The organism is Streptomyces sp. NBC_00224 (assembly GCF_041435195.1).
Taxonomy (GTDB): Bacteria; Actinomycetota; Actinomycetes; order Streptomycetales; family Streptomycetaceae; genus Streptomyces.
The window spans coordinates 5313197-5325360 of the sequence record NZ_CP108106.1 but is presented as its reverse complement, the minus strand read 5'-3'; the positions used below and the strand labels follow the sequence as shown (position 1 = coordinate 5325360).

Here is a 12164-nt window from a genome sequence, read left to right as displayed (position 1 = left end):
CGGCGCAGCCGCCGTTCCGTTCGAGCCGTCAGGATCAGACGTTCTCGAAACGCCACTTCTGGTTTTCGAGGCCTTCCCAGGGCGCGATGATGAGCTGCGCCTTCTCCCTCTCGTCAGGCAGCGTTGCCACGCCGTCCATGTACGGGAAGTGGATCCGGAACAGGCCGTCGCCGACCGGCTCGATCGACCACTGCTGGGGGTACGGCTGCGTGGCGATCATCGGCGGGTAGACCCTGATGGTGCTCTGCGCGAAGAAGATCGGGGTGCCACCGACGGTGATGAGCTTGCTCCGGAGCTGGTAGACGTTGCCGGGGAACTGCTCGACCTCCCACTGCTGGTTCTCGCCCTTGTGGTAGCTGTAGCCGATGATGGGCGTGTTGGGCTCGGAGCGGGCGTCGCGCACGTCGATCACGCGGTCCTGGTACGCGGCGTTCTTGATGGCGTACGTGCCGTGGGTAAGGAACTCGGCTGCCATGAATCCTCCTGGGTGTACAAGGGGACGGCTTTGATCGAGCGAGCCCCAACCTAGGTGGCCTCCGCCCGTTCCGTAACGGGGACTTCACGTCGTACGGCGGGAATGAGGATGGCCGGGGCGGGGTGCAATTCACCCCCGATTTTCGGCCCTGCTGGCCGGGGAATTCTCTCCGGCTTCCGGGAATTGCGAGCTCGCGCACGTCAAGGCCCCGAAGCGGAATCGCTCCCGCCCCGGAACCTCTTCGGCCGTGGCCGTACTTCCGAAACGAAGAGGGGCCCGGCGCCACCCTCGGCGCCGGGCCCCCACTCGCTCGACTACCTCACACCGCCAGCAGCTCCGGCTTCGGCATGACCGCCGTCGCGAAGACCACCTGGGTGAGGAACATGATCCCGAACAGCGCTCCGCCGCCGCCCAGTGCCAGTGGCAGCACCGGCATGAGGAGGAGGAAGACCGCCGCCGTCCGGAAGCCGCCCGGCGTTCCGTACCTCTTGAGCACGCCCAGGAGGAGCAGCAGGAACAGCGAGACCGCCGCCACGAACAGCATCAGGTTCACGCCGTCCGCCAGCTGCTCCCCGAAGGACAGCTCCCCTCGCGGGGTCAGTGCCATCGCGAGGAACCAGCCGGCCGCGCAGAGCGGGACGTAGCGAGCCGCGCAGCGCGGGAACCAGGGTGCGTGGGTCACTTCGGCGGGTCCTTCAGGCATTGGGCGGAGTTCCAGTACCGCATGTCCTTGTTGCCGTACCAGGGCATCGAGTCCAGACCGGAGACGTTGTCCATCCGGTCGTGCGCGACGACCTGCGGCGGCTGCGACCGACGGTACTGGACGACCTCCATGTCGGGGTAGTGATCCCCCTTCCGGGTCACGGTCACCGAGCCCTTGTTGGCGGCGATCGTCACATGTGTGTCGACCGAGAACAGGGGCATCAAGCTGTTCACCCCCGCTATGCCGAGGTCCAGCTTGGACGAGTTCGAGTGGAACTGCCCGAGGAAGCTGTAGTTCACGATGTTGCGGCCGGTGACGCTCTCCGAGGGGTAGTCGTTGAGCGACAGCGGGTCCGCCGGGATCATCCTCGACGGCGACTCGATGTCGTAGCCGGAACCGCCGCCGGCCTGGCTCATCAGGTACGACGAGATGTGCTTGGTCGACGGCTTGGTGTGGGACGGCGAGACCTTGAAGGTCACGTCACCCGTGGCCGTGTCCCAGAACAGGACCATGCGGTAAGCCGCGTCCGGGTCGTTCGAGTACTCGCGGTTGTCGCCCAGCAGCTGGTAGCCCAGGCCCGGGATCTTCATCGCGTCCTTCGTGTGGATGAAGAACTTCATCATGATGACGCCCCGGTCGGGTCCCTTGCCCACGTTGAAGTGGCCGAACTGGGTGCCCTTCTCGCCGTGCGACCACATGGCGCGCAGGGCACGGTAGTAGGGCGTGTAACGCTTGGCGACCCGGTGCACCACGCGGCGGACGATCCGCTTGATCGCGTGGTAGACCTTCTTCACCGCGTGCTTGATCTTCTTGAAGATCTTGCCGATGTGGAACGCGCCGCTCGGGTCGCTGTCGGTGACCGGCGAGTTGTTGGCGTACGCGTACCCGTTGATCTGCTGCGGGTCGGAGAGGTCCATGACCGGGTCCACCGAGGCGAACCGGCCGTTGGCCGCGTCGTACTCGCGGGCCCCCATGTGCGTGAGGCCCGTGGACTTGTCGGCGGTGCCGCCCACGAAGCCCCGGTCGCCCGGCCAGGCCGTCTGCGGCTGGGTGCCGCGCGGGGTGCCGAACGGGCCGGAGGCGCGCCGGGTGACCGACAGGGTCACCGAGTCGACCGCCACCTCGTCGGTGCCCTGGTGGTCACCGAGCAGATAGGTGATCGAGCCGTCCGAGCCGCGCGCGACCGTGGCGTTGCCCGCCGAGTAGTAGCGGACGCCGGTCACCGAGTTGCTCGCCTTGGTCAGCGTCAGCTCCTCGGCGCCCAGGTACAGGGTCACCGCGCCCGGGTCCCGGCGCAGCAGCCGGGAGCCGTCCACGTCGTAGAGGAACGTGGACGTCTGGCCGCCGATCGTCGAGGAGGCGAGGTTGCCCTCGGCGTCCCAGGTCAGCTGCTGGTCGCCGGCGGACGTCACCCGGCGGGTGGTGTTGCCGGAGGCGTCGTACTCGAACGAGTCGGTGCGCGCCCCGGGTCCGGTGATGCCGACCGTGTCCATGCCGTGCGGACGGGTCTCGCCCGGCTGCGGGTAGGAGTAGCCGCGCCGCACGTCCTTGGCGGTGTCGCCGCTCACGTCGTGCTGGACCTCGGAGGCCCGGTTGCCGACCGTGTCGTACGTGTACGAAGACCAGTACGGGTCGATGCCGCCCACCTTGGGGCGGACGTCCGTGGACGGCTTCAGCGCGCAGTCGTCGGTGCCCGTCCACGCGTGCGAGAGCCGCGCCGCGAAGTCGTACGTGAAGCACTGCGTGTCGGTGACCGACTTGTCGTCGCGGTCGTTGCGGATACGGGTGATGTTGCCCGCCGGGTCGTAGCTGTAGACCTTGTTGTCGATGGTCTGCGGGCCCTGCGACTCGCGGTCGTTGACCACGCTGCTGAGCCGGCGGGTGTCCTCCTCGTAGGTGAACGTCTGGACCGTGCGGGCGCCGACCGCGCCGAGCACGGTCTGCAGGATGGAGCCGGACGGCGAGTACTGGTTGCCCAGCGAGTACACGTCCGTGCCGTTGCCGACCGTGGTCGCCAGGCCGTAGTCCGAGTAGCCCTGGCGGACCGTCTCCGCCGGGAGACCGCCACCGGCCGGGAAGGCCGTGGTGTTGGCGAGGCCCGTGTTCGGCGTGTAGGTGGAGCCGAACTCGTAGGTGCCCTGGAGCTTGCCCTCGGCCGCCGGGACCGTGATCACCGAACCGGTGGCCCGGCCCGCCGCGTCATAGCCCTTCACGGCCGTGGTGTACGCGTTGCCGTTGTCCCAGCGGGTCGACGAGCTCAGCATCTTCTTGCCGCCGGTCAGCGTGTCGTACGTCCACTCGGCGAGCTTGGGGCCGGTGTCGCTGTCCTTGCGCAGGCTGGTGGGGCGGCCGATCTCGTCGTAGGTGTACGCCAGGACCGTGCCCCGGGCGTCCTTCCTCGTCGCCGTCTTGCCGTCGGGCGTGTAGGTCGTGGAGACCGCGCCCTTGTCCGGGTCGGAGGAGGTGATCTGGCGGCCGCGCAGGTCGAAGCCGGCCGACCAGGTGTTGCCCGCCGCGTCGACCAGCTTGGTGAGCCGGTCGGCGCTGTCGTACGTGTACTTCAGCGCCTCGTACTTGTCGGCGCTCGCGCCGATGACCGGGTTGCCGTCCTTGTACTGGCGCAGCTCGACCGGCTTGTCGTGGGCGTTGTTGACCACCAGCGTGGCAGTGGCGCCGCCCGGCGGGACGGTCGCCGTCCAGTTGCCGCCGTAGGTGGTGGTCGTGCGCCACCGCTCGGTGCCCTTGGTGAGCGCGAGGGACGCGGTGGCCCGGCCCATGCCGTCGAACTCGGTCACGGTCTGCGCCGGGACCTGGTTGTCGGCCACCGCGAAGACGCCCGCCGCGACCGGCTGGTCGTTGTAGTACTCGGCGTTGTCCTTGTAGGTGCGGCCCTGGCTGTCGTAGAAGCTGTCCGTGATCAGCCGGCCCGTGCCGCCGTACGCCTCGGTCTGGGTCTGCCGCTTGCGCAGCAGACCGTCGTAGAGGGTCACCGCCTTGCGGTACTTGCCGCTCTCCAGGAGCGTGTTGGAGGTGACGGCGGTGGGGCCGTCGTTGCGTACCTGGTAGGAGAAGGTGACGTCGGCCGAGGCGGGCTTGGTCCGGCCCGGCTTCCAGGCGGCGGTGAGCTGCCCGAGCCCGTCGTACTCCTGGCTGGTGACCCGTCCGTTGGCGTCGGTCGCCTTCACCGTGAGCCCGCGCAGACCGTCGAGGTCGACGCTGGTCGTGAAGCCCTTGTTGTCGGTGGTCTTCACGGTCGTCGGCTGGGCGCCGGTGGACGGTGTGTAGACGGTGGTGGTCTTGGCGTTGGCGGCGTCGATGGTCTGCGTCATCCGCCCGTACGCGTCGTAGAGCGCGGTGGAGGTGGTGACGAACACCGGCAGACCGGCGTTGTAGCGGTCCAGCTCCTCGACCTTGGAGGGCATCGCCTTGCCCGCGACGGGCGCGGCGCCGTACGCGCTGGTGTCGTACGTGGTGCGGGTCTCGGCCGTGATGGTGGCCGCCGAGGGGGCCGTGCCGCAGGTGGTGGAGGTCTTCTGCTCGGAAGCGATGTAGGAGACCAGGTAGTTGGTGGTGTCCGGCGCCACATAGGTGGTGCGGGTGCACTGCTCGTCACCGGAGACCGCGATGTCGCCCTCGTCGGTGAGAGTGAGGCTCTGGCCGTACGCGTCGAAAGTGGCGGACGAGCGCGTGGTGCGCCAGCTGCCGTTGTCCAGCAGGGTCCGCTCGGTGCTGGTGTCGGTGTCCGTCTGGTAGGCGTGCGCGTCGGTGGTGCCCGGACGGGTCTGGGTCGCGGTCAGCTTCGACCACGGCTTCTCCACCGACGACTCGACGATCCTGCCGCCGTCCTTGTCGTAGCTGACGCTCTCCAGCTCCTTGCCGCTGTACTGCTCGGCGTCGGTGTACAGGGCGCCGAAGGAGTCGGCCACCTGGGCGCCGTCGACGCCCCGCAGATAGGTGGTCTCCTCCAGCGTCCTGTTCGACGTGCCGGTGCGGGTGCGGACCTTGCCGTAGCCCCGGTAATCGCTGTACGTGCGGTGCTTGTCGAGGGTGAACTCGCTGGTGTCCTTGGCCCAGGCGATGCCGCCCAGGTACTCGTACTCGGTCACCTCCGAGTCGGTGCCCGCGACCTTGTCGTCCTCGGTCACCTTGGTCACCACGTACTTGTGGAACCAGTCCTTGACCGGCTGGGAGCCGCCCTCGGGGGTCCACCAGTTCGGGTAGCAGCGCTTGTCGTTGGTGGCCTCGGCGGGCGGGCTTGCGTAGGTGCACTCGGTGGGTGAGTACTCGACCAGGGTGTCTCCGCCGTACTCCGAACCGACCCGCGTGATGCGGTACTTGTTGAGCGGCGGGCGGCCCTCGGAGGCGTCCACGCGGTTGGGCATCAGCGTGCCGCCGAACGTCACCGCCGGGTTCGACAGGGCGGTGCCGCCCGCCTTGCCGGTACGGACGATCGAGTCGAGCCACAGCCCGTTGCCGCCGGTGTCACCGGTGCCGGGGAAGCTCTGGCCGAAGGTCCAGGTGTCGAGGTCGGCGTAGCCCGTGCCCTTGAGCACCTGGGTGGAGACCGAGGTCAGCCGCTTCTTCGACCAGAACGACGGCGAGCCGTTGAGGCAGTCCGCGCCGACCGTGCAGACCTCGTCGACAGGCGTGTCCGGCCAGTTGGAGGCGTGCGCCTTGTCGAAGGCGCAGTCGGCGGCCGTGCCCAGGCAGCGGTCGGCCATGGTGAAGTTCACCTTGGCGGCGGGCTGTGCCGCGTAGACCTGTCCGGCGCGGTGGCCGTACTCGATGTGGTCGAGGTGGCCGCCGCGCGTGTAGCTCGCGTCCGCCTTGGGCTTGGTGGTCGTCGAGCCGCCGGAGTTCTTGGCGTACGCGTTCTTCTCCTGGGTGTAGAAGAGCGCCATCGCGTTGCCGTGCGGGTCGACCACGTAGTCGAGGTTCCAGCGCCAGCCCTGGGTGCGGACGGAGTCCGTGAAGGCGGTGGCGTGACCGGGCTCGTTGGCGTGGTTCCCATAGACCGGAACGGTGTACGTAGACCCGGTCTCGGTCTTGCCGGTGGCCCAGCCGGGGAGGCGGTTCTTGCCGAACCAGTACTGGGTGCCGTCGAGCGTGGTCACCTTCCAGTACTCGTTGTCGTCGTCGCCGTTGTTGGTGTCGGTGGCGGTGCCCTTGATCCGCTCGACACGGGAGCCGTCGTCGTCGGCGGGGCGCCAGACGTCGCCGGTGCCGGTCTTGACCAGCGGGGTCGAGGAGCCGTTCAGGGACATCATGGCGTTGTCCGAACGCCAGCACAGGTCACCGGACTTGGCCGGGGCGTTGGTGCCCGTGCCGTTGTCGTCCTTGCAGCCCAGGTACTGCCGCTCGATGAACCCCATCTCCATCGACCAGCCCTCGCCGAGCGCGGAGGGCTGGTTGTTGGAGGAGGCGGTACGGCCGTCGATGGAGGACGAGGAGTACCCGAGGGCGAGCTTGGGGGTCAGGTCCCCCGGAACCGGCGGCACCTGGAGCGGGTACTCCCACGAGAACCCGCCTTCATTGCCCCCGGCAGCCCAACTCCCGGACGGCGAGAGCGAAGTCGCCTTGAAGTCCCCGTTGGCCCCGTCGGGGGCGGCGGTGGCGGCGAGGACGGTGAAGGCGGCGGCGGGCCCGGCCGCGCTCTTGTCCGCCGCCAGGCCCACCTCGGCCGTCAGCAGCCCGGTCTTCGAGTCGTTGCGGGTCGCCAGCGGCTGGACCGTACGGCACTCCGGCCGATCCGGCGTCGTCAGCGCACAGGACGGCAGCTGCACCAGCCGCAGCCGGCTCGCCCAGTCCGCCCCGTACGCCCCGCGGAACGCGTTGTAGTCGAGCTGGACGGACGCGCGGCCCGCCGCGGCCCCCCGGTCGTCACGGGCGACCCCGAGGACGACGCCGTCCAGGCCCAGCCGGTCGGCCGCCCCGCGGTCCGCCATCCGCACCCGGACCTTGGCGGGCGCACCCCCCGCGGCGACGGCGCCCTTGGCTGCCTTCGGCGCGAGCGGGGCGACCCCGACGGGGCTCCCCGGCGCGGCCGCGTGACGTGATCCGGCCACGCTCCGGCCCGCCGCACTCTTTGCCAACGCATCGGGAGCGACCTGGCTCAGGTCGACCTCACTGTCCCCGGCCTTCGGCCAGGTCACCTTGGGGGCCCGCCAAGGCCGCCCGGCGGTCTCGCTCCTGGCGGCGGAACCGCCCTTGCCCAGCTGGGAACCGGGCACCGAGGCCGTCTTCTGCACCGACCGCACCGAGAAGTCGACCTTCCCGGCGGCCGCCGCGACGCTCGGCAGCAGCGTGACCAGCACCGCGCTCGCCGTGAGCGCGCCGAGCGCCGCAGTGGCGCGGCGGCGTCTGAATCCGCCCGAGTCCTCGTCGTATCTCAACGTCCCCACCCTTGAACGAGTCACCTGGAACTCTCCAACTCTCCGTATTCAGCTCAAAAGGCGCCCCAAGGGAGGGGCGCCTGGGGGAACTTAACACCAAGGAATTTACCGGCGGAAGAACAATTCACCGCGCGAACATCGCAGTTGGGAGGGGATGTAACGAGAGGAGAACAATCGCCGAAGCATACGCACTCAAAGGCGCAGCCAAGGGTGCGAACAGGCTAGTTCGGACGTTATTCCGGCGTTACGCTCCCGCTCTGCAAGCAGCATTAACTGATATGAGGGTGGGGACTGGTGAGGGGACATCACATGCGCCGGGGCAGACGGCTGCCGGCCGCGCTGATGGCAGCCGCGCTCGGCGCGGGCGGCCTGGCTCAACTGGCTGCGGCACAGACGGCATTTGCGGGCGAGACCGCCAACAGCGGTATACAGAACCGGACAAGTGCACATGGAATCAAGAATTCCGTGGCCGGAATTAGTAATTCAGGTAGCGACACTTCCGGCAGCGACAATTCCGGTACCGGGGAAGCGCAGGCGCGCGCACAGGCGAAGAAGACCGGCCGCCAGGTCGAGATCCTGGACCGCCGTGACGAGATGACGCAGGTGCTGGCCAACCCGGACGGGTCGCTCACCATGCGCCAGTACGTACGCCCTGCCTTCGCCCGGGTCGGCGGAGCCTGGCGCACCGCCGACGCCACGCTGAAGCAGGGCGCCGACGGCCGCCTCGCCCCGGCCGCCGCCACCTTCGGCATCTCCTTCTCCGGCGGCGGCACCGGCCCGCTCGCCACGATGACGAAGAACGGCAGGACCCTCTCGGTCTCCTGGCCGGACGCGCTGCCGCAGCCCCGCGTCGAGGGCGACACGGCCCTCTACCCCGAGGTGCTGCCCGGTGTGGACCTCACCCTGCGCGCCGACGTCGACGGGTTCGCCCAGCACCTGGTCGTCAAGACGCGCGAGGCCGCGACCAACCCGCGCCTGGCCGAGCTCTCGCTGGCGCTGCACACCGCGGGCGCCAGTCTGAAGGCGGACGCCAAGGGCAATCTGACGGCCACCGACACCCGGTCCGGCGCCCGGCTGTTCAGCGCCCCCGCGCCCACCATGTGGGACTCCTCGCACCTGCCGAAGCAGGCGGCGGCCCAGCTGGTGCGCGGCGCCCGCCCGGCCGCCGAGACCGCGCCGCCCAAGCTCGTCGCGATGGGTACGAAGGTCACCGCCGACCGGCTGCGGATCACCCCGGACGCGGCGATGCTGAAGGACCCCGGGACGGTCTTCCCGGTCGTCATCGACCCGATCTTCTCCGGCGGCGGCCGCAACAACTGGGCCATGGCCTATAAGCAGTCGGGCAACTCCTCGATCGCCAACACCGCGTACTGGAACGGCGGCACGTTCAGCGACAAGATCGCCCGGGTCGGCCACGAGACGTCGACCAATGGCACCGCCCGCTCGTACTTCCAGCTGAACACCAAGGGGCTGGCCGGGTCGAAGATCATCTCGGCCAAGTTCAACGTCTTCAACAGCTACTCGTGGTCGTGCACCAAGACCCCGGTGGAGCTCGGCCTCACCGGCCCCATCTCCACCTCCACCACCTGGAACAACCAGCCCGCCTGGAAGCAGACCCTCCAGGAGAAGACGTTCGCCCACGGCTGGTCCTCGACCCAGTGCGCCGCCGCTGGCGAGGACTTCGACGCCGCCACGATCAAGACGGCGGTGCAGGCGGTCGCGGACACCGGCGACAACGACATGACGCTGGGCCTGCGCTCACGCCAGGACTTCGAGGGCAACGAGCAGAGCTGGAAGAAGTTCCAGAACGACCCGAGCCTGGAGATCACGTACAACTCCGCGCCGAAGGTGGACTCCTCGGCCGCCTACCAGGGCTCCTGGGCACCCGGCGCGAGCGGGCTGGTGCAGGTCGCCTGCGCCACCGACCCGGCCGCGTTCCCGGTCGTCGGAAACACCGGCCTCACCCTCACCGCGAAGATCTCCGACCCGGAGGGCGGCCAGATCACCGGCGCCTTCCAGCTGAAGGACCACGACACGGGCGCGGTGGTCGCATCCCCCACCTCGACGGTGACCTCGGGCGGCACCGCCCAGGCCCGGATCGACGGCTCACTGCTGGCCACCGGCAAGCGCTACACCTGGTCCGTCCAGTCCCGTGACGGCCTGGACACCTCGGCGTGGACCACGAGCTGCGGCTTCGGAGTGGACAAGGCCGCGCCCGCCAAGCCCACCGTCACCGCCACCGACGGCCACGCCCTGGACGTGGCCGAGGTGCCCGCGCGCACCGACCGTACGGTCAAGTTCGCCTCCACCGACACCGGCGGCGGCAGCGGCATTGACGGGTTCTGCTACGCGCTCAACCAGCCGCTGTCCGTCTCGAACCTCAAGTGCCCCAGCGGTACGTATGTGAAGGCGGGCGCCGACGGCACCGCCACGGTGACGGTCAAGCCGAGCCTGTGGCCCAACAACAAGCTGCATGTGGAGGCGTACGACAAGGCGGGCAACACCTCGGCGTACGACGGCGGTTCGGCCCCGACCGACTCCACCCTGATCGTCACCGACCGGCCCGCGTTCGTGCACGACGCGGCCGGGCGGGTCCACGGCGACCTGGCGGGCGACCTCGACGGCGACGGCCAGACGGACCTGCTGGCCACCGCCTCCGACGGCACCCTGCGGCTGCTCGGCGGCAAGGGCGACGGCACCCTGAAGGCGGCGCGCACCATCGCCTCGGGCGGCTGGAACGGCGCGCGCCTCGCCCACCGGGGCGACGTCATCGCCGCCACCGACGGCCAGACGATGGACGGGTACGAGGACTTCTTCGCCAAGATCGGCAACAAGCTGTACCTGTACCCCGGCGACGGCAACGGGGTACCGGTGAGCGGCGGGCGCAAGGAGCTGCTGCGCCCCACCGGCAAGGACAACGGCCCGCTGACCGGCCCCGGCGGACTCTGCCTCGACGTGAAGTCGTCGGGCACCGCCAACGGCACCCCGCTCCAGATCTACACCTGCAACGCCACCACCGCGCAGGACTTCCAGCTCACCGGCGGCGCCCTGAAGGTGCTCGGCAAGTGCGCGGCGGCCGCGGGCACCGACCTCGCCTCGCCGGTCCAGCTGGACGACTGCGACGGCAGCCCCGCCCAGCAGTGGCTCGACCGCGGTGACGGCTCCCTGCTCAACCAGGGCTCCGGCCGCTGCCTGGACGTGGCGGGCGGCGCGGTGGTGAAGGGCACGGCCGCGCAGATCCTCGCGTGCGACGGCGACGCGACCCAGGACTGGACGGTCCCGGGCACCTGGTCGGGCACCGGCCAGATCCTCGCCCCGGGCGACGCCGACGGCATGCCCGGCGCCGACCTCGTCGTCCAGGAGGGCGAGGGGATGTGGCTGTACTCCGGCACCGCCGAGGGCCCGCTCGCGGCCGAGCCCGGCTCGTACAAGCTGCTCCCCGCCAAGCAGTTCGGCTTCACCTCCTGGGACCGCTTCGACTTCACCGCCCCCGGTGACGTCAACGGCGACGGCGTCCCCGACCTGCTCGGCCGCCACGTCACCACGGACACGGCGCACGCCGACTACGGCAAGCTGTACCTGTACCCGGGCACCCGCGCCACGGACACCTCGGGCAACACGACGTACGGCATCGGCGCCCGGACCGTCTACGGCCCGAGCGCCTGGCAGTCGACGAACATCCCGTTCTTCGCGGGCGCGGGCAACGCCCAGGGCACGGTCGTCGACACCGGCACGTATCTGAAGTTCGTCCCGACGACCGGCCAGGAGACCCCGGACTTCTGGGCGGTCTTCAAGGCGGCCCCGGGCGGCCTGCGCTTCTACCCGGGCACGGCGACTGCCCACGGCACGTCGTCGATCGTGGGGGACGCGACGCTGGTGCAGGATCTGGTGGGGCTGTTCTAGACCCGCTCGTACGGAACTGTGCCCGCTCCCGATCACTCGGGGGCGGGCACGTTCGCGTCAGCGGGACGGGGACCAGCGGTCGCCCCGCATGAGGTTTCCGAGGCCCGCCCAGGCGAAGTTCATCAGCGTCCCCGCCGCCTCCTTCGCCGAGACTCCCTCCGTCTCGTTGGCCCAGCCCGCCATGGACTCGGCCGCGCCCACCAGGGCCTGGGCGAGGCCCGCCACGTCCCGGGTCGCCAGCTCCCCCGCGCCGTGGGCCTCTCGGGCCGCCGCCGCTATCAGGGCGGTCACGAACGTGACGATCTCCTCGCGCATCACCGCCACCTGGGCGGCGAACGGCTCGCCGTGGGTGCGTGCCTGGTGGTGGAGTACCGCCCAGCCGTCGGGGTGTTCGGCGGTGTGGACGAAGAAGGCCCGCAGCCCGGACCACAGCTGGGCGTCGGCGGGCAGCGTGGGCTCGACCCCGGCCCGTACGGCCTCCACGAGCGCGCGGGACTCCCGCCGGATCACGGCGGTGAAGAGGTCTTCCTTGGAGTTCAGGTAGAGGTAGACGAGCGGCTTGGAGACTCCGGCCAGCTCGGCTATCCCGTCCATGGAGGCGGCCCGGTAACCGAGCCGGGCGAAGGTGCGTACGGCCGCGTCCAGCATCTGCTGTTCGCGCACGGCCCGCGGCATCCGCCGGGACTTCCCC

Annotated in this window: 5 protein-coding genes; 1 reads left to right on the top strand and 4 read right to left on the bottom strand. The window is 69.9% G+C overall.

Annotation, left to right across the window (positions count from 1 at the left end):
- Positions 1–34 precede the first annotated feature (34 nt).
- The 3 genes from OG965_RS23725 to OG965_RS23715 all read right to left on the bottom strand — a co-directional run bounded on the left by OG965_RS23725 (position 35) and on the right by OG965_RS23715 (position 7579).
- A complete protein-coding gene (locus tag OG965_RS23725; RefSeq protein ID WP_371654090.1) occupies positions 35–475 on the bottom strand; it encodes an RICIN domain-containing protein in 441 nt (146 codons plus the stop codon).
- 319 nt (positions 476–794) lie between these two features.
- Positions 795–1157 (bottom strand): hypothetical protein, encoded by a 363-nt coding sequence (locus OG965_RS23720; protein WP_371654089.1) that lies wholly within the window; start codon positions 1155–1157, stop codon positions 795–797.
- Positions 1154–7579, bottom strand: a complete 6426-nt coding sequence (locus tag OG965_RS23715; RefSeq protein WP_371654088.1) for an RHS repeat-associated core domain-containing protein — start codon at positions 7577–7579, stop codon at positions 1154–1156. Before OG965_RS23715 ends, OG965_RS23720 begins: the two co-directional genes overlap by 4 nt.
- A gap of 300 nt (positions 7580–7879) precedes the next feature.
- On the opposite strand from OG965_RS23715, the gene OG965_RS23710 reads away from it, so the two are divergent.
- Positions 7880–11473, top strand: a complete 3594-nt coding sequence (locus tag OG965_RS23710) for a ricin-type beta-trefoil lectin domain protein (protein WP_371654087.1) — start codon at positions 7880–7882, stop codon at positions 11471–11473.
- Between the two features lie 57 nt (positions 11474–11530).
- Here the strand turns inward: OG965_RS23710 and OG965_RS23705 are convergent, their stop codons facing one another.
- The gene (locus OG965_RS23705) at positions 11531–12148 is read right to left on the bottom strand and encodes a TetR/AcrR family transcriptional regulator (RefSeq protein WP_371654086.1); all 618 of its coding nucleotides are present in this window, start codon (positions 12146–12148) and stop codon (positions 11531–11533) included.
- Positions 12149–12164 lie beyond the last annotated feature (16 nt).